The sequence below is a fragment of the Mycobacteroides salmoniphilum genome, from assembly GCF_004924335.1.
Taxonomy (GTDB): Bacteria; Actinomycetota; Actinomycetes; order Mycobacteriales; family Mycobacteriaceae; genus Mycobacterium; species Mycobacterium salmoniphilum.
In genome coordinates, this window is record NZ_CP024633.1 from 2,498,143 (window position 1) to 2,515,463 (window position 17,321).

The following is a 17,321-nucleotide window of genomic DNA, read 5'->3' on the forward strand; positions in this document are numbered from 1 at the left end:
GTGCTATATCGGGCGTTTTTGCGGGTAGTCGATCTACTGCCGATGCCGAGCCTGCGGACGCAGCGCCTCATCGCCGCGGCGGTAGTGCTGACCCAGGGCGGAATCGCCGTGACCGGTGCCGTGGTTCGCGTCACCGCCTCCGGCCTGGGGTGCCCCACCTGGCCACAGTGCTTCCCCGGGAGTTTCACCCCCGTCGCCGTCGCCGAGGTGCCGCGCATCCATCAAGCCGTCGAATTCGGCAACCGGATGATCAGCTTTCTGGTGGTCATCACCGCTGCGTTGGCAGTACTCGCCGTCACACGTGCTCGGCGCCGGCGCGAGGTCCTCGTGTACGCCTGGTTGATGCCGGCCTCGACGGTTCTGCAGGCGGTCATCGGTGGCATCACCGTACTGACCGGCCTGTTGTGGTGGACGGTCGCGATCCATCTGCTGGTATCGATGGGCATGGTGTGGCTGGCGACACTGCTCTACGTGAAAATCGGTGAGCCCGATGTCGTTTCCGATTTCCCCATGGTGCCGCCGCCACCCGTACCGCTGCGCCGGCTGACCGCACTGATCGGCGTGACATTGGCCGCGGTCCTGGTGGCCGGAACACTGGTCACCGGAGCAGGACCACATGCCGGCGACAAGAGCGTGACCCGCGTGGTGCCCCGGTTACAGATCGAGATCACCACACTGGTGCATGTGCACGGCACGCTGCTCATCGCCTACCTGGCACTGCTGCTGGGGCTGGGATTCGGGCTGGCGGCGGTCGGTGTGACCAGACCCATCTGGGCACGCTTCACGGTGCTGGTGGCACTCACACTGGCCCAGGGCTTCGTGGGCGTCGTGCAGTTCTACACGGGGGTGCCCGCGGTGCTCGTCGCCGTCCACGTCGCCGGCGCGGCCGCATGCACGGCGGCCACCGCTGCGCTGTGGGCGGCGCTGACCTCCCCGGCGCTAGCCGCGTCGGTGCTGCCCCAGCGGGCCCAGGCCCAGGCGCTCTAACGCATCCTCGACCCCGATCACAAACTTTCGTTGCGCCAGGTCGCGCTCCTCGGTCTCCAGCTGACGCCATCCCAGAGACGGTTCGACCAGTTCCAGCTCTAGCAACCGTGGGTCGTCGTCGTGCACCCCGCCGATGACATCGACGCGCGCATACAGCAGTTCCGTCATGGCGACACCTGATTTCGTGGCCGCCGCGGCGAGCGCGGTCGCACCGAATCTCCACAACGCCGACGACGGCTTCACCGGCGCCAGCTGCTCGGCGTGGAACAGGCCCGACTTGTCGACCTCGGCGGCGGCACCCGGCGGAGGCAGCAACGCCCCCTTGATAAACGCATGGGAAGGTTCACCGTTGAGGAAGACCAAGGCCGTCTCGCCGTGCATGTCGACGCGCGGGTCGTAGGGCTGAATGAGCAGCGTGCGGCCCTCATCTTGTAGCGCCTCGGCATGATTGCGTGCGGCCTCCGGGCACGTGAAGCGGCCCGCACCGCGCGAACCGCCGGCCACCGCGGGCTTGATCACCAGTTCGCCGTCGGGCAGGACGATCGGCTCATCGGGTGCGAAGAAAGTGCTCGGGACAGTTGGAATGCCCACTGCGGCAAGATCATTCAGATAGCGCTTATCGGTGTTCCAGCGCACTACCGGCAGCGGGTTGAGCACATTGCGCACCGATCCGGCCCAATGCAGGAACTCATCCAGGCGTTCGGGATAGTCCCAGGTGGCACGGAGAATCACGAGATCTGCCTGCGCCGCCTCGGGGTCATCCCAGGACAGCCACTGAGCGTGCAGATCGCGAACACGCAACGCGGCAACAAGTTCGGCGTCGTCACCGTCACCGGAGACGAGTTGTGGGCAACCGGCCAGAACGATGCGCGGATGGAAGATATCCGGCCGTCCCAGCCTTACGTCCGGGCGACCCACCCGGCCATCTTCTTGGCGTGACCCGGTGCCGGGTTGGCAGTACTGACCAGTTCGCGGTCCCATTCCTCGACAGGCTCGATGCCTTCGACGGCTGCCACAGCAGCGTGCGCCGTGGCGAAGTCGGCGACCACCTGATCACCCAGGATGCCGTCGGCACCGACCAGGGTGATCCGGACACCGGCCTGCCCGACGGGCTGCAACACGGCCTTGGTCGGCATGTGATGCGCCTTCACGAATGCGGTCAGTGCGCGATGCACGGTCGACGGAACGGACACCTTCGCGTCTGGCTGGGCTTCGTCGGTCATATGTAGAGCGTACGTGGCCTGGATACTGGTACCCATGCGCGCCATCGAAGTGCCTGTGACCGGCGGACCCGACGTCCTCACCCTCGTCGAAAAGACCGACCCGACACCGGGCCCCGGCCAGGTGCTGATCGACGTCGACGCGGTGGGGGTCAACTTCCGCGATATCTATCTACGCAACGGCAGCTACCCCGCTCCGCTCCCCCATATCCCGGGGTCCGAGGTCAGCGGAGTGGTGAGGTCAGTCGGCGAGGGCGTCGAGAACCTCGTCCCCGGAGACCGCGTAGCCAGCCCGGTCGCGGCCTGGGGGTATGCCGAATCCACCACTGCACCCGCAGATTTCACCGCGAAAGTGCCCGAAGGCCTGTCCGCAGAAGTTGCCGCGAGCGCACTACTGCAAGGCATCACCGCCCATTACCTGCTCACCTCGGTCTACCCCGTAGCGGCGGGTGACACCGTGCTGGTGCACGCCGGCGCCGGCGGTATGGGCTTGCTGCTGACCCAATGGGCATCCCATCGCGGCGTCAGGGTCATCACCACCGTGTCGAGCGAGGCCAAAGAGAAGCTGTCGCGCGAGGCCGGCGCCGCCGAGGTGCTGCCCTACCCCGATCCTGTCGATCCGGCGGAATTCGCCGCACGAATCCTGGAAATGACCTCGGGAGAAGGCGTCGCGGTCGCCTACGACGGCGTCGGCAAGTCGACCTTCGAGTCAAGCCTGGCGGCAATCCGGGTGCGTGGCCTGATCGCGCTGTACGGCGCGGCCAGTGGCCAGGTGCCACCCTTCGATCCGCAGCGCCTCACCGCCAAGTCGGCGGTGCTCACCCGCCCCACCATGGGCCATTTCATCCGGACCTCCGAAGAATTCACCTGGCGAGCAGGCGACGTGCTGGACCTCGTGTCGCGCGGGACGTTGAAGATCACCGTCGGCGCACGGTATCGGCTGGATCAGGCCGCGCAGGCGCATATCGACCTGGAGGCGCGTAGGACCACCGGGTCGGTCGTGCTAGTGCCCTAGCAACCCATTGCTCAACAACAACGGCCAGCCGACCACCGAGTCGACGGCCAGCGCGCAGAAGACGACGGCCAGATAGTTGTTCGACTGCAAGAACAAGCGCAGCGGTTTGATCGGCTGTCCCTTGCGCACGCCCGAGTACAGCTGGTGTGCCATCGCCAGGAACCACACCCCGGCCAAGAACGCGACCACGGCGTAGATGATGCCCGCGGCCAGCGCGAGTGCCAGCGTGGCCAGCACCGTCAGCCAGGTGTAGATGAGGATCAGCTTGGTGACCTTCTCCTCGGTGGCGATGACGGGCAGCATCGGGACGCCCGCGGCCCGGTAGTCCTCCTTGTAGCGCATCGCCAGTGCCCAGGTATGCGGCGGCGTCCAAAAGAAGATGATCGCGAACATCACCAACGCCGGCCACTGAATCGTGTCGGTGACCGCCGACCAGCCGATCATCACCGGCATGCAACCGGCCGCACCGCCCCACACCACGTTCTGCGCGGTGCGGCGCTTGAGCACCAGCGTGTAGATGAACACGTAAAAGGCAATGGTGGCCACGGCGAGCACACCGGAAAGCAGGTTGGCGGTCCACCACAGCCACGCGAACGCCCCGATGCCGAGCACGATCCCGAAGATCAGCGCGTTACGGGTGGTGACCGATGCGGTGGCCAACGGCCGGCGCGCGGTGCGCTTCATGACCTTGTCGATATCGGCATCGGCCACGCAGTTCAGGGTGTTGGCACTGGCCGCGGCCATGATCCCGCCGAGCAGCGTATTCAGGATGAGCAGCGGATTCACGTGACCACGATCGGCAAGCAACATCGCGGGAATCGTGGTGACCAGCAGCAGCTCGATGACCCGCGGCTTGGTCAGGGCGACATAGGCGAGGATGGTCGAAAGGAACGGGCCGCGGGCACGCGCGCCTTGCGTCTCTCGCATCCGCACCGCGCTGATCCTCCTGGGTAATTATCCGGTGAGCCAGCCGACCCGCGGCAGTGAACGCTCTACTACAGACGATGGTAGACCGACAGGGTCATGCGTCGACAACCAAGGTCGGCCCACGGAAGTGAACACAGGTTGTCCACCACCGGACTATCACATTGCCTGAATGGCGTGACCCGGCCGTGAGGCAGCGGCGCGAAATCGGCGGCACTACGATGGGCCCGTGACCGCGATCGACGAGATCCCGACCGATATCCCAACCCTCACCCGGGCCAACCACCCGGATGACTGGACTGACCTGGACTCGCGCGCGGTAGACACCGTGCGGGTGCTGGCCGCCGACGCCGTGCAGAAGGTCGGCAATGGCCACCCCGGCACCGCGATGAGCCTGGCGCCCTTGGCGTACACGCTTTTCCAGCGCCAGCTGCGCCACGACCCCAGTGACACCACCTGGATCGGGCGCGACCGATTCGTACTGTCCTGCGGCCACAGCAGCCTGACCCTGTACTTGCAGCTGTACTTGGGCGGGTTCGGCCTGGAGCTCTCCGACATCGAGGCTCTGCGCACCTGGGGCTCGCTGACCCCGGGCCACCCCGAGTACCACCACACCAAGGGCGTGGAGATCACCACCGGCCCGCTCGGCCAGGGCCTGGCCTCGGCGGTCGGCATGGCGATGGCCTCCCGCTATGAGCGTGGCCTCTTCGACCCCGACGCCGCGCCCGGCACCAGCCCGTTCGACCACTTCATCTACGTCATCGCCTCCGACGGCGACATCGAGGAGGGTGTGACCTCTGAGGCGTCCTCGCTGGCGGGCACCCAGCAGCTTGGGAACCTCATCGTCATCTGGGACGACAACGAGATCTCCATCGAGCACGACACCAAGATCGCGCTCAGCGAGGACACCGCGGCCCGTTACGAGGCATACGGCTGGCACGTGCAGACCGTTGTCGGCGGCGAAAACGTTGCCGGTATCGAAGAGGCCCTGGCCAACGCACGCGCGGTCACTGACCGTCCGTCGTTCATCGCCCTGCGCACCATCATTGGCTTCCCGGCCCCCACCAAGATGAACACCGGCGGTGTGCACGGCTCAGCCCTGGGCGCCGACGAGGTGGCCGCCACCAAGAAGATCCTGGGATTCGACCCGGACAAGTCGTTCGATGTCGCTCCCGAGGTGATCGAGCACACCCGCGCCCTGGTGCAGCGCGGCAAGCAGGAACATGCCGAGTGGGACAAGGACTTTGACGCCTGGGCCGCCCGCGACCCCGAACGCAAGGCGCTGCTGGACCGGCTGCTGGCCGGGGCCCTGCCCGAGGGCTGGGACACAGACCTTCCGTCCTGGGAGCCTGGATCCAAGGGCGTCGCTACCCGTGCAGCCTCCGGCGACACCCTGTCGGCGCTCGGTGCCACGTTGCCCGAGCTGTGGGGCGGCTCGGCCGACCTGGCGGGCAGCAACAACACCACCATCAAGGGCGCCGACTCGTTCGGCCCCACGTCCATCGCGACCTCCGATTGGAACGCCCAACCCTACGGGCGCACACTGCATTTCGGCATCCGCGAGCATGCCATGGGCTCGATCCTGTCCGGCATCGTGCTACACGGTCCCACCCGCGCCTACGGTGGCACATTCCTGCAGTTCGCCGACTACATGCGCCCCGCGGTGCGCCTGGCCGCGTTGATGAACATCGACCCGATCTACGTGTGGACACACGATTCGATCGGCCTCGGCGAGGACGGCCCCACCCACCAGCCGGTGGAGCACCTGGCCGCCCTGCGCGCCATCCCCAATCTGTCGGTGGTGCGTCCCGGTGACGCCAACGAAACTGCCTATGCCTGGGCCACCGTTCTGGAGCGTCAATCCAGTACCGGCCCAGTCGGTTTGGCGCTGACCCGCCAGGGTGTGCCGATCCTCGAGGGCACCAGCCGCGAGGGTGTGGCCAAGGGCGCCTATGTGCTGGAAGCAGCCGGTGACAATCCAGCGGACACGCCCGACGTGATCCTCATCGGCACCGGCTCGGAGCTGCAGCTTGCCGTCGAAGCCAAGAAGATTCTTGCCGCCAAGGGAATTGCGGCCTCTGTGGTGTCGTTCCCGTGTGTGGAATGGTTCGAGTCCCAGCCCCGGGAATACCGCGACAGCGTGCTGCCGCCATCGGTGCGTGCCCGAGTGGTCGTGGAGGCCGGAATCGCCCAAGGCTGGTACAAGTTCACCGGCGACGCCGGTCAGATCGTCTCGCTGGAGCACTTCGGAGCTTCCGCCGACGACAAGACCTTGTTCCGTGAGTTCGGCTTCACCCCGGATGCAGTGGCTGCGGCCGCCGAAAGGTCCATCGCAGCAGCTCAATAACCCCGAATCTGAAGGGATAGATCGATGACTGATCAGAACGCTAATCTCGCCGAACTGAGCGAAGCCGGAGTTGCCGTCTGGCTCGACGATCTCTCCCGGGACCGACTCACCTCGGGCAATCTCGCCGAGCTGATCGCCACCAGGAGCATCGTCGGGGTCACGACCAACCCGGCGATCTTCCAGGCCGCCCTGTCCAAGGGGCACGCGTACGACGCACAGATCGCCGAACTGGCCGAGCGCGGCGCCGACGTGGACTCGGCAATCCGCACCGCCACCACCGACGACGTGCGCGCTGCGTGCGACGTGTTGGCTCCCCAGTACGAAGCCTCCGAGGGCGTGGACGGTCGAGTCTCCATCGAAGTGGACCCGCGCCTGGCCCACGACACCGACAAAACCATCCTGCAGGCCATCGAGCTGTGGAAAATCGTCGACCGGCCGAACCTGCTGATCAAGATCCCGGCTACCAAGGCCGGTCTGCCCGCGATCACGGCGGTCATCGCCGAGGGCATCTCGGTGAACGTCACCCTGATCTTCTCGGTCCAGCGCCACCGGGAAGTGATGGACGCCTACCTGACCGGCCTGGAGGCCGCCAAGGAAGCGGGCCGCGACCTTTCCAAGATTCATTCGGTGGCATCGTTCTTCGTCTCCAGGGTGGATACCGAAATCGACAAACGCCTCGAGGACATCGGCAATGGTCAGGCGCTGTCCCTGCGCGGCCGGGCCGGGGTGGCCAACGCCCGTCTCGCCTACCAGGCCTACGAGAAGGTTTTCGATCACGGTCACCAGTTCGCCGAGCTCAAGAAGGCCGGCGCACGGGTGCAGCGTCCACTGTGGGCCTCGACCGGAGTCAAGAACCCCGACTACGACGACACGATGTACGTCGTGGACCTGGTGGCTCCACACACCGTCAACACCATGCCCGAGAAGACGCTGGAGGCTGTTGCCGACCACGGTGTGGTCACCGGCAACACCATCCATGGGACCTACGACGGCGCCCACGCGGTCTTCCATGAACTGACCCGCGCCGGGATCGATCTGGATGATGTATTCGAGGTTCTCGAAACCGAAGGCGTCGACAAGTTCGAGGTCGCCTGGAATGAGCTCATCGACGCCACCCAAGCCCAACTCGACGCGGTATCCACCAAGGAGTGAGCGTGGATGACGGTCTTCACACGAAAGGCTCATCCATGACAAACCCGTTGCGAGACAAGCGTGACAAGCGTCTTCCGCGCATCGCGGGACCCTGTTCGCTGGTGATTTTCGGGGTCACCGGCGATCTGGCCCGCAAGAAGTTGATGCCGGCAATCTATGACCTCGCCAACCGCGGCCTGCTACCTCCGTCCTTCGCCTTGGTCGGATTTGCCCGCCGGGACTGGGCCAACGAGGATTTTGGACAGATCGTGCTCGACGCCGTCAAGGAGCACTCGCGCACCCCGTTCCGCCAGCATGTATGGGACCGCCTTGCCGAGGGAATCCGGTTTGTACAGGGCAGTTTCGACGATGACGCGGCCTTCGAGCAGCTTAAGAAGACGCTGCGCACGCTCGATGAAGAACGTGGCACCGGCGGCAATCACGCCTTCTACCTATCGATCCCGCCGAAGGCCTTCCCGGACGTGTGCGAGCAGCTGTCCAAGTCCAGCCTCGCGCAACCGGTGGACGGCGCGTGGCGCCGGGTGGTGATCGAGAAGCCCTTCGGCCACGACCTGCAGAGTGCCCGTGAGCTCAATGCCGTGGTGAACAAGGTATTCCCCGAGGAGTCGGTGTTCCGCATCGACCACTACCTCGGCAAGGAGACGGTGCAGAACATCCTGGCGCTGCGTTTCGCCAATCAGTTGTTTGACCCAATCTGGAACGCCCACTTCGTCGACCATGTCCAGATCACGATGGCCGAGGACATCGGATTGGGCGGCCGTGCAGGGTATTACGACGGCATCGGCGCGGCCCGCGATGTCATCCAGAACCACCTGCTGCAGCTGCTGGCATTCACCGCAATGGAGGAGCCCATCAACTTCTCCCCCGCCGAGCTGCAGGCCGAGAAGATCAAGGTGCTCTCGGCCACCCGGCTCGCCGAGCCGCTTGCCGAGACCACCGCACGCGGCCAATACGGTCCGGGGTGGCAGGGCAGCCAGCAGGTACCCGGCCTGCTGGAGGAGGAGGGCTTCTCCAAGACCTCGGCCACCGAGACATTCGCCGCGATCACCCTGGAGGTCGACAGCCGACGGTGGGCCGGAGTGCCGTTCTACCTACGCACCGGAAAACGCTTGGGCCGCAGAGTTACTGAAATCGCCTTGGTGTTCAAGCGAGCACCGCACCTGCCCTTCGACTCCACGATGACCGAGGAACTAGGCGCCAACGCGCTGGTGATTCGGGTGCAGCCCGACGAAGGCGTCACGCTGCGGTTCGGCTCGAAGGTCCCCGGCAACGCCATGGAGGTACGGGACGTGAATATGGACTTCTCGTACGAGCAGGCGTTCACCGAGGAATCACCGGAGGCCTATGAGCGGTTGATCCTGGATGTGTTGTTGGGAGAACCCTCGCTATTCCCGGTAAACGCCGAAGTCGAATTGTCCTGGCAGATCCTGGATCCGGCGTTGGACTTCTGGGCCTCGGGCGGCAAGCCCGAGACCTACGAGTCCGGGACCTGGGGCCCGCAGTCGGCGTTCGACATGCTGTCCCGTACGGGACGCGATTGGAGGCGGCCGTGATTGTCGATCTGCCCGATACCACCACCAACGACGTCAATAAGAAGCTGGTGGAGCTGCGCGAAACCGGCGGTGCCGTCACGATGGCGCGCGTACTGACCCTGGTTGTCATCACCGATGCCGGCGATGATGTCGAAGAGGTCATCGAGGCCGCCAACGGCGCCAGCCACGAGCATCCTTGCCGCATCATCGTGCTGGAACGCAACCCGCTGGCACCCAAGACCGGTCTGAATGCCCAGATCCGGGTCGGCGGCGATGCCGGGGCCGGCGAGGTTGTCGTGTTGCGGCTGCGCGGTCCGCTCGCCGCGCACGAGCACAGCGTTGTCATCCCGTTCCTGCTGCCCGATACCCCGGTGGTGGCCTGGTGGCCCAACCAGGCTCCGCCCGTCCCCGCTAAAGATCCGCTGGGACGCTTGGCAATTCGGCGGATCACCGATGCGACGACGGCACCAGACCCCCTCAACGCCATCAAGAACCGGCTCGCCGGGTACACCCCGGGCGATACCGACCTGTCGTGGAGCCGGATCACCTACTGGCGGGCTCTGCTGGCCTCGGCGCTGGATCAGCCACCGTACGAGGGCATCAACTCGGCAGTGGTGTCCGGGCTGGCCACCGAGCCCGCACTGGATGTCATCGCGGGTTGGCTCGCCTCACGTATCGAGGGTCCAGTCACCCGGCTGGTCGGCGAGCTCAAGGTGGAACTGCACCGCGACAGCGAGGTCGTCACCCTGAGCCGGCCGCAGACCGGGGCCATCGCAACATTGGCCCGCACCGGACGCCCGTCGGCGTCGCTTCCGTTGCCGCGCAGAGAAACACGAGATTGCCTGGCCGAGGATTTGCGCCGCCTCGACCCCGACGAGATCTATCGCACGGCGCTTGAGGGAATCGCGAAGGTGCAGTACCTATGAGTGAAACAATCATCGAAAAGTACACGGACACCGATGCTTTGGTGACCGCGGCGGGTGACCGGCTGGCGCTCGCGATCGCCGGTGCCCTCACCGAACGCGGTAAGGCCATGATCGTGCTCACCGGTGGCGGCACCGGTATCGCCCTGCTCAAACATCTGCGCGATGTCGCCAGTGATCTCGACTGGGCCAACGTTCACGTGTTCTGGGGCGACGACCGGTATGTTCCGAAAACCGATCCGGAACGCAATGCCTGGCAGGCTTGGGAGGCACTGCTTGAGCATGTCGACTTCCCCATGCGCAACATGCACGCCATGCCCAACAGCGAAAGTGAATACGGCACCGATCTGGATGCGGCCGCGCTCGCTTACGAACAGCTGCTGGCCGCCAACGCCGAGCCCGGCCAGGACTGCCCCGCATTCGACGTTCACCTACTGGGCATGGGCGGCGAGGGTCATATCAACTCGCTGTTCCCGCACACCGAAGCGGTCAAGGAGACGCAGCGGCTGGTCGTGGCGGTGCCCGATTCCCCCAAGCCGCCGCCGCAGCGAATCACGTTGACATTGCCTGCCATTCAGCGTTCACGCGAGGTGTGGCTGATCGTTTCGGGCGAGGGCAAGGCCGAAGCGGTTGCCGCGGCCATCGGCGGAGCCGACCCGATCGACGTACCCGCGGCGGGCGCCATCGGGACCGAGCGCACGGTGTGGCTGCTCGACGAAGCCGCTGCGAGCCAGCTGGACTAGTTCGTCCTCGCGCGGCGTCCCGATCGGTGCGCGTAGTCCCGACGTACACCCTGTGCGCGGCGGTCTACGTCTCGTTGCCCTGTCCCGCGGCGAAGAGCGCGTCCGGATCCACAGATAGTCCGTGCTCTGCCGGTGTCGGTGCCGAGGCCGGCTGTGACTGCCGGACGGCCGGTGCCGGAGCGACGGCAGGTCCGGGCGCAGGCGTCCGCAGGCGATCCACGTTCATCGAGAACTCGGCCACCCCGTCCCTGATCGCGCCCGCATGTTCATCAAGACGGTCGAGGAGCTGAGACAGCGTGCGCCCCATCTTGTTTCCAAGCTCGGAGGCGTCTGCCACAGCAGAGGCGATGGTGGTCGCCACGCTGCCGCCCTGGGTGATGGGTGAGGCGGCTCGAGCTGCCGTGAACTCGGTGATGATGTCATCCACGTACCCTTCCACCCATTGCCCCAGCATGCTTCGGGTGTGTGTGACCAGATCCGCAGCTACATTGATGCGCTGATTGACGTTCGCCGCGACCACGCGCAACTCCTGGAGGGCATCATCGATGAGACCCGTCGCCTCGTTGAATCCTGTTGCCGCCGCACCGCTGTGACCGTCACCGAGCGCACTGAGCACAGCCGACAGCTCCTGCTGCACATTGGTGACGTCGGCAATGCAGTACCGCCAGAAGGTGGCCTCCGCGGAGGCTGCGACCGGGTTACCCCGAAGCGCATCGAGTGGTTCTTCGAGGAACTGCACATGCTCGACCATGAAGCCCAATCCGGCGTCGTGGAGGCGAGTGAGCGGTTTCAGCTCGGCATCAAGGGTGTCCACCGAACCCTTCACCAATCTTCGTCATCGCGGCGACGGTCTGATCCTCCGCTTCGGCAATCTGCCGAGCCTGATCGTGCAGACGCTGTCCCGTCTCCACCATGACGTCACCCAGGGTCCGGACCGCGTCAGACAGCTGGTCGATACTCCCCCGCACCGACATCACGAAATCTGACGACACCGCCCCCAAGTCCTGCTCGCCCAGCCCCTCGCCATGATGATCGAGCAAGAATCGCACCGAGCCCCCGGCGCTCTCCAGGTTCGCCGCCTCGTGCAGCACCACATCGCAATCAAAGTGGAAGGTCCCGCCCGTCTCACTGCTCATGACGACGATCCCAGATGCTCACCCTCCCCAAGGTGCCCCCCGTCCAGGTAGCCCTTGACGTAGTCCATCGCCGGTCCGTCGCCGGTGAGGTCATGCAATGTGCTGTGGATCTGGCTGGCCGCATTGACCTGCGCCGCGGCGATAGTCCTGGTGATGACTGCCGACAGATCCCTCGCATCCATCGACAGCGTCGACTCATCCAGATCCAGGGCCTCGATGCGACCGCCCGACCCGACGGTCGCCGCTACCCCCACATCATCCTTGGCATGGCCCCGGACCAGACCGACGGTCTGTTGCACATACTGGGCGCGCTGCCCAAGCAGCTCCAGGCGATCCTGGTACTCACGAATCCATTGGCGGGGGTCACCACGGCACTCCGACATGACGAGGGGCTCCTTTCCTGGGGTACGGGCGGTGGAACGGGAACGTCCCCTCCGCGTCCCCGGTCCACCGACCGCCGATGGCACTTGTCGACTTCTGTGCCATACATAGAGATAGATGTGCCGAGGGCATGAATCGGTTCCATGATTTTTGAAGAAATTTCTCGGCAAATAAGTAAAATAGCAACCACCTGCGAGAATGTCTCCTGCAGAGACAAAACAGCGGACTACCTGTGTAGTAGTCCGCTGTCTGTGAATCGTTATTAGGCTAGCCGCCGAGCTTGATCTCCAGCCCGACGCCGATGATCGAGATCACCCAAATGGCCGTGACGAAGTACGTGAGCCGGTCCAGGTTCTTCTCCACCACGGTCGAACCGGAGAGGCTTGACTGAACGCCACCACCGAACAGCGTGGACAGACCGCCGCCCTTCGCCCGGTGCAACAGCACCAGCAGGACCACCAACAAGCTCGTGATCACCAGGATGATCTGTAGCGCCAATTCCATGGGGGTAAGCCTACCGGCTCCGTTCTGGCCACCCGCGCAGGGATGACTTGCTACAGCAGGGGCCCACCCGCGGCGATCGCCGACATCTGGGCGAACTGCTCACCATCCAGGGAGGCGCCGCCCACTAGGGCACCGTCGACATCGTCCTGCGCGATGAGTTCGCCGACGTTCTTGGCATTGGCCGAGCCGCCGTACAGGACGCGCACCGAGGTGGCCACCTCCGCGCTAGCGATCTGGGCTAGTTCGGCACGGATAGCGGCACACACCTCCTGCGCGTCTGCCGCGCTGGCCACCCGGCCGGTGCCGATGGCCCACACCGGCTCGTAGGCAATGACAACCTTCTCGACCTGTTCCGCACTGAGCCCGGCCAGCGACCCGCGCAGGGAGTCCACGTTGTACTGAACGTGGTCCCCCGCTTCGCGGATGTCGAGCGCTTCTCCGATGCACACGATCGGCGTCAGGCCGTGCTTGAGCGCCGCGGCCGCCTTGGCGGCGACCAGTGCGTCGTCCTCGGCGTGGTACTGCCGACGCTCGGAGTGCCCGACAACGACGTAGGTCACTCCCAGCTTGGCCAGGAAGGCACCGCTGATCTCACCGGTATAGGCACCCGAGTCATGCACCGACAAGTCCTGGGCACCGTAGGTAAGACGCAGCTTGTCCCCGTCGACCAGGGTCTGCACACTCCGGATATCCGTGAACGGCGGTATGACCGTCACGTCCACCTTGTCGAAGTACTTGTCCGGCAATGAGAAGGCAATCTTCTGTACCAGAGCGATGGCCTCGAAGTGATTGAGGTTCATCTTCCAGTTGCCGGCGATCAACGGCTTACGCGACATTGCGATGAGCCTCTCGGGCGAAGAGCGTCATAATGAGTCTCCTAGTCGTCTAATACGTCGATACCCGGAAGCGCCTTGCCCTCAAGGTATTCCAGGGATGCACCGCCACCGGTGGAGATGTGAGAGAAGCCGTCGTCCGGCAGGTCCAGCGCACGCACCGCGGCCGCCGAATCACCTCCGCCGACGACGCTGAACGCGCCCTTCTCGGTGGCCGCGATGATCGCCTCGGCGACTCCCCGAGTGCCCGCGGCGAAAGCCGGGAACTCGAAGACACCCATGGGACCGTTCCAGAAGATGGTCTTGGCATTCGACAGCACGGCCGTGAATCGCTTCACCGACTCCGGCCCGATATCCAGGCCCATCTTGCCTTCCGGAATGGCATCCGCGGCAACGATTTCCGAGGGCGAATCAGCGGCGAACTCGTCGGCCGCCACGATGTCCATCGGCAGGTGGATCACATCGGCATAGGTATCCAGAAGCCGCTTGCAGGTGTCCACCATCTCCGGCTGCACCAGCGACTTGCCGACCGGCAGCCCCTGCGCGGCCAGGAAGGTGAAGCACATCCCGCCGCCGATCACCAGGCTGTCTGCCTTGGTGGCCAGCGATTCGATGACTGCCAGCTTGTCCGAGACCTTCGACCCGCCGAGCACCACCGCGTACGGACGTTCGGTGGATTCGGACAGCCGCTTGAGCACCTCGACCTCGGCAGCCACCAGACCACCGGCGTAATGCGGCAGCAGGGTCGCCACGTCATAGACGGAGGCCTGCTTGCGGTGCACCACACCGAACCCGTCGGAGACAAACGCACCGTCGGTACCTGTTGGGCCACCTACCAATTCGGCCAGCTCCTGGGCAAGCGCCAGCCGCTGTGCGTCATCCTTGCTGGTCTCACGCGGATCGAACCGGATGTTCTCCAACAGCAGCACGTCGCCGTCGGTGAGGCCTTCGGCACGTGCCAGCGCATCGGTGCCGACGACATCTCCGGCAACCTGCACGTGCTGACCCAGCAGTTCGCTGAGCGCAGCGCCTACCGGAGCCAGAGACAACCCGGGGTCCGGCTTACCGTCCGGGCGGCCCAGGTGTGCGGTGACGATGACCTTGGCCCCGGCACCCGCAAGCGCACGGATGGTCGGGACCGAGGCCACGATCCGGCCGGGGTCTGTGATGTTGAGATTGTCGTCGAGCGGGACGTTCAGGTCCGATCGGACCAGCACGCCCTTGCCCGAAACTCCCTCTGCCAGCAGGTCGTTGAGGGACTTGATCGCCATCGTTACAGCGACTTGCCGACCAAGCCGACCAGGTCGACCAGGCGGTTCGAGTAACCCCACTCGTTGTCGTACCAGGAGACCACCTTGGCCTGGTTGTCGATCACCTTGGTCAGCCCTGCGTCGAAGATCGAGCTGTGCGGGTCGGTGACGATGTCCGAGGACACGATCGGCGCGTCGTAGTACTTCAGGATGCCCTTGAGCTTGCCCTCCGCGGCGGCCTTCATGGCAGCGTTGATATCGGCAGCGCTGGCGGCCTTCGCGAGCTCCACGGTGAGGTCGGTCGCCGAACCCGTGGGGATCGGCACGCGCAGGGCGTAACCGTCGAGCTTGCCCTTGAGCTCGGGCAACACCAGACCGATGGCCTTGGCGGCGCCGGTCGAGGTCGGCACGATGTTCAGCGCGGCGGCGCGGGCGCGACGCAGATCGCTGTGCGGGCCGTCCTGCAGGTTCTGGTCCTGGGTGTAGGCGTGGATGGTTGTCATCAGGCCCTTGACGATGCCGAACTCATCGTTGAGAACCTTGGCCAGCGGTCCGAGGCAGTTCGTGGTGCACGAGGCGTTGGAGATGATGTTCTGGCTGCCGTCGTACTTGTCATCGTTGACGCCCAGCACGATGGTGATGTCCTCGTCGCTGGCGGGCGCGGAGATGATGACCTTCTTGGCGCCGGCGTCCAGGTGGCCCTGCGCCTTCTCACGCTTGGTGAAGATGCCGGTCGATTCGACGACGACATCGACACCCAGGTCACCCCACGGCAGTGCCGCCGGACCTTCGCGGACCTCGAGGGCCTTGATCTTGTGGTCGCCGACAACGATCGTGTCGTCGCCTTCCAGGCTGACGTCATAAGGAAGCCGGCCCAGGATGGAGTCGAATTTCAGCAGGTGGGCCAGGGTGGCGTTATCGGTCAGGTCGTTGACCGCGACAATCTCGATGTCGGTGTTGATCCCTTGAGCCTTCTGCGCGTCCAGTGCCCGAAAGAAGTTCCGGCCGATCCGGCCAAACCCGTTTACGCCTACCCGGACAGTCACGTAGCGCTCCCTCTTGTCTGTTTGATATGTGGTGTACCCGTTATCGGGACTCACATTAGCCCAGGGGGTGCGCCACTTCGTCCCGGCCCAGTCGCGCCAACACGTGGGCGGCGACCGCCAGAACCAGCGGCGCTATTCCCGCGATGATGAACACTGCGGTATTGCCGATCACATGAGCCACCGGCACGACCAACGCAAAGGAAGCCGGCAACCCCACCAGCGAGACGAAGAAGTCCATGCTGGCGGCACGGCCCAGCATCTCCTCGGGCACCCGGCGCTGCATGAGGGTGCCCCAGATGACATTGGCCGCCTGCATGGTTCCGCCGACGATGATCATCGCCACGATGATGGTCCAGAGGTGCCCGGTGAATCCGATGAGCACCAGCGGCAGCGACCCGGCCCCCCACATCAGGATCATCACGGTCAGATACCGGCGCGCCAGGGGCAGTGAGGACACCACGAATGACCCCACCGCACCCGCGATACCGAACAGCGCCAATACCGTGGCATGCGAACCCGGGTCACCGCCGTGATCACGAATGACGAAGGGCAACAGGATTTCAATGGGGCCGACCACCACCAGCACATAGCCGATCGCGAAGAGAAGCGTCGCGAAGAACCAGCCGGTGTGCACCATGTACGTGAAACCGTCGAGGAGATCGGTGGCCGCGCGCCGCAGCGGATGCTCGTCGACGTCCGTCTGCACCGGCTCATGCCGATGCCGAATGAGCGCCAGGCAGCCGACGGCGATCGTGATGAGGACACCCTCGGTCAAGAACACCCCACCGGGCGCCCAGGCGTTGACGATCGTCGCGCCGATCGCGGGCCCCAACGCCAGTTGCACCGTGGGTCGCAGCACCCCCTCGATACCGTTGGCGGCGAGCAATTCGTCATGTGGCAGGAGGCTCGGCAGCAATGCGGTGTACGAGGGGATGTAGAGGCCTTCGGAGATCCCGAACAGCAGCGACGTCACGCCGAGATGCCAGATCTGCAGGCTTCCGGTCAGGGCCAGCAGCGCCGTGACGAACATGATCAAGGCCTGCACGATCAGCGAGCAGCGCATCACCCACAGCTTGGGCAGCCGGTCCGCGGCCACGCCTGCGGGTAACACACTGACCAGCAGACCGATGCTGAACATGGTGCCCGCCACGGCCACCTGTCCCGGACCCATGCCCATCCGGATGACCTGCCACACCAGCGCCACGGTCCACATGCCGTTGCCCAGCAGGGTCACTGCCAGGCCGAGCGTCAGCAGACGGTAATCGCGATGACGGAGGGGGCGCAGCGCACGTGGGAGTCTGGTGATCTGATGGTGTGGCTCCTCGCCC

The 17,321-nt window shown here is 65.1% G+C and carries 18 protein-coding genes; 7 read left to right on the top strand and 11 right to left on the bottom strand.

Features of this window, described 5'->3' with window-relative positions:
• Positions 1 to 987 carry a COX15/CtaA family protein gene (locus DSM43276_RS12335; RefSeq protein ID WP_109556124.1) on the top strand — a complete coding sequence of 329 codons (987 nt, stop codon included), beginning with the start codon at positions 1 to 3 and terminating at the stop codon, positions 985 to 987.
• Here the strand turns inward: DSM43276_RS12335 and DSM43276_RS12340 are convergent.
• A complete protein-coding gene (locus DSM43276_RS12340) occupies positions 940 to 1,905 on the bottom strand; it encodes an ATP-grasp domain-containing protein (protein WP_078329853.1) in 966 nt (321 codons plus the stop codon). The genes DSM43276_RS12335 and DSM43276_RS12340 overlap by 48 nt on opposite strands.
• Positions 1,887 to 2,210, bottom strand: coding sequence for a hypothetical protein (locus DSM43276_RS12345; RefSeq protein ID WP_078329989.1), 324 nt, complete (start codon positions 2,208 to 2,210; stop codon positions 1,887 to 1,889). Before DSM43276_RS12345 ends, DSM43276_RS12340 begins: the two co-directional genes overlap by 19 nt.
• Positions 2,211 to 2,244: 34 nt before the next feature.
• On the opposite strand from DSM43276_RS12345, the gene DSM43276_RS12350 reads away from it, so the two are divergent.
• A complete protein-coding gene (locus tag DSM43276_RS12350; RefSeq protein WP_078329852.1) occupies positions 2,245 to 3,222 on the top strand; it encodes a quinone oxidoreductase family protein in 978 nt (325 codons plus the stop codon).
• On the opposite strand, the gene DSM43276_RS12355 is transcribed toward DSM43276_RS12350, so the two are convergent.
• Positions 3,211 to 4,149, bottom strand: coding sequence for a heme o synthase (locus DSM43276_RS12355; protein ID WP_078329851.1), 939 nt, complete (start codon positions 4,147 to 4,149; stop codon positions 3,211 to 3,213). The two genes, DSM43276_RS12350 and DSM43276_RS12355, sit on opposite strands and share 12 nt — an antisense overlap.
• Positions 4,150 to 4,375: 226 nt before the next feature.
• Between DSM43276_RS12355 and tkt the strand changes: the two genes are divergently transcribed.
• The 5 genes from tkt to pgl are packed head-to-tail and all read left to right on the top strand — an operon-like array spanning position 4,376 to position 10,843.
• Positions 4,376 to 6,493, top strand: a complete 2,118-nt coding sequence (gene tkt / locus DSM43276_RS12360; RefSeq protein ID WP_078329850.1) for a transketolase — start codon at positions 4,376 to 4,378, stop codon at positions 6,491 to 6,493.
• Between the two features lie 24 nt (positions 6,494 to 6,517).
• Positions 6,518 to 7,645 carry a transaldolase gene (gene tal / locus DSM43276_RS12365; RefSeq protein WP_078329849.1) on the top strand — a complete coding sequence of 376 codons (1,128 nt, stop codon included), beginning with the start codon at positions 6,518 to 6,520 and terminating at the stop codon, positions 7,643 to 7,645.
• A 35-nt stretch (positions 7,646 to 7,680) separates the two neighbouring features.
• Positions 7,681 to 9,198 carry a glucose-6-phosphate dehydrogenase gene (zwf, locus tag DSM43276_RS12370; RefSeq protein ID WP_078329848.1) on the top strand — a complete coding sequence of 506 codons (1,518 nt, stop codon included), beginning with the start codon at positions 7,681 to 7,683 and terminating at the stop codon, positions 9,196 to 9,198.
• Positions 9,195 to 10,103, top strand: a complete 909-nt coding sequence (opcA, locus tag DSM43276_RS12375; protein ID WP_078329988.1) for a glucose-6-phosphate dehydrogenase assembly protein OpcA — start codon at positions 9,195 to 9,197, stop codon at positions 10,101 to 10,103. The genes zwf and opcA overlap by 4 nt, the downstream gene beginning before the upstream one ends.
• Positions 10,100 to 10,843, top strand: a complete 744-nt coding sequence (gene pgl / locus DSM43276_RS12380) for a 6-phosphogluconolactonase (RefSeq protein ID WP_078329847.1) — start codon at positions 10,100 to 10,102, stop codon at positions 10,841 to 10,843. The genes opcA and pgl overlap by 4 nt, the downstream gene beginning before the upstream one ends.
• A 64-nt stretch (positions 10,844 to 10,907) precedes the next feature.
• On the opposite strand, the gene DSM43276_RS12385 is transcribed toward pgl, so the two are convergent.
• The 8 genes from DSM43276_RS12385 to DSM43276_RS12420 all read right to left on the bottom strand — a co-directional run bounded on the left by DSM43276_RS12385 (position 10,908) and on the right by DSM43276_RS12420 (position 17,278).
• On the bottom strand, positions 10,908 to 11,657 hold the full coding sequence (locus DSM43276_RS12385) for a hypothetical protein (protein ID WP_078329846.1): 750 nt from the start codon (positions 11,655 to 11,657) through the stop codon (positions 10,908 to 10,910).
• Entirely contained in the window at positions 11,644 to 11,979 is a 336-nt protein-coding gene (locus DSM43276_RS12390; RefSeq protein WP_078329845.1) for a hypothetical protein, read from the bottom strand. Before DSM43276_RS12390 ends, DSM43276_RS12385 begins: the two co-directional genes overlap by 14 nt.
• A complete protein-coding gene (locus DSM43276_RS12395; RefSeq protein WP_078329844.1) occupies positions 11,976 to 12,362 on the bottom strand; it encodes a hypothetical protein in 387 nt (128 codons plus the stop codon). Before DSM43276_RS12395 ends, DSM43276_RS12390 begins: the two co-directional genes overlap by 4 nt.
• 265 nt (positions 12,363 to 12,627) lie before the next feature.
• Positions 12,628 to 12,864, bottom strand: coding sequence for a preprotein translocase subunit SecG (gene secG / locus DSM43276_RS12400; protein WP_030093493.1), 237 nt, complete (start codon positions 12,862 to 12,864; stop codon positions 12,628 to 12,630).
• Between the two features lie 50 nt (positions 12,865 to 12,914).
• Positions 12,915 to 13,700, bottom strand: a complete 786-nt coding sequence (tpiA, locus tag DSM43276_RS12405; RefSeq protein WP_078329843.1) for a triose-phosphate isomerase — start codon at positions 13,698 to 13,700, stop codon at positions 12,915 to 12,917.
• Between the two features lie 41 nt (positions 13,701 to 13,741).
• Positions 13,742 to 14,968: a phosphoglycerate kinase gene (locus DSM43276_RS12410; protein ID WP_078329842.1), complete on the bottom strand. Its 1,227-nt coding sequence runs from the start codon at positions 14,966 to 14,968 to the stop codon at positions 13,742 to 13,744.
• A 2-nt stretch (positions 14,969 to 14,970) separates the two neighbouring features.
• Positions 14,971 to 15,993: a type I glyceraldehyde-3-phosphate dehydrogenase gene (gene gap, locus DSM43276_RS12415; RefSeq protein WP_057965938.1), complete on the bottom strand. Its 1,023-nt coding sequence runs from the start codon at positions 15,991 to 15,993 to the stop codon at positions 14,971 to 14,973.
• Positions 15,994 to 16,048: 55 nt separating this feature from the next.
• Positions 16,049 to 17,278 (bottom strand): MFS transporter, encoded by a 1,230-nt coding sequence (locus DSM43276_RS12420; protein ID WP_234803048.1) that lies wholly within the window; start codon positions 17,276 to 17,278, stop codon positions 16,049 to 16,051.
• Between the last annotated feature and the right edge of the window lie 43 nt (positions 17,279 to 17,321).

Coding starts and splice junctions, on each gene's coding strand:
- DSM43276_RS12345 (WP_078329989.1), bottom strand. CDS start 2,210: ATGACCGACGAAGCCCAGCCAGACGCGAAGGTGTCCGTTCCGTCGACC.
- DSM43276_RS12350 (WP_078329852.1), top strand. CDS start 2,245: ATGCGCGCCATCGAAGTGCCTGTGACCGGCGGACCCGACGTCCTCACC.
- DSM43276_RS12355 (WP_078329851.1), bottom strand. CDS start 4,149: ATGCGAGAGACGCAAGGCGCGCGTGCCCGCGGCCCGTTCCTTTCGACC.
- tal (WP_078329849.1), top strand. CDS start 6,518: ATGACTGATCAGAACGCTAATCTCGCCGAACTGAGCGAAGCCGGAGTT.
- zwf (WP_078329848.1), top strand. CDS start 7,681: ATGACAAACCCGTTGCGAGACAAGCGTGACAAGCGTCTTCCGCGCATC.
- pgl (WP_078329847.1), top strand. CDS start 10,100: ATGAGTGAAACAATCATCGAAAAGTACACGGACACCGATGCTTTGGTG.
- DSM43276_RS12390 (WP_078329845.1), bottom strand. CDS start 11,979: ATGAGCAGTGAGACGGGCGGGACCTTCCACTTTGATTGCGATGTGGTG.
- DSM43276_RS12395 (WP_078329844.1), bottom strand. CDS start 12,362: ATGTCGGAGTGCCGTGGTGACCCCCGCCAATGGATTCGTGAGTACCAG.
- secG (WP_030093493.1), bottom strand. CDS start 12,864: ATGGAATTGGCGCTACAGATCATCCTGGTGATCACGAGCTTGTTGGTG.
- tpiA (WP_078329843.1), bottom strand. CDS start 13,700: ATGTCGCGTAAGCCGTTGATCGCCGGCAACTGGAAGATGAACCTCAAT.
- DSM43276_RS12410 (WP_078329842.1), bottom strand. CDS start 14,968: ATGGCGATCAAGTCCCTCAACGACCTGCTGGCAGAGGGAGTTTCGGGC.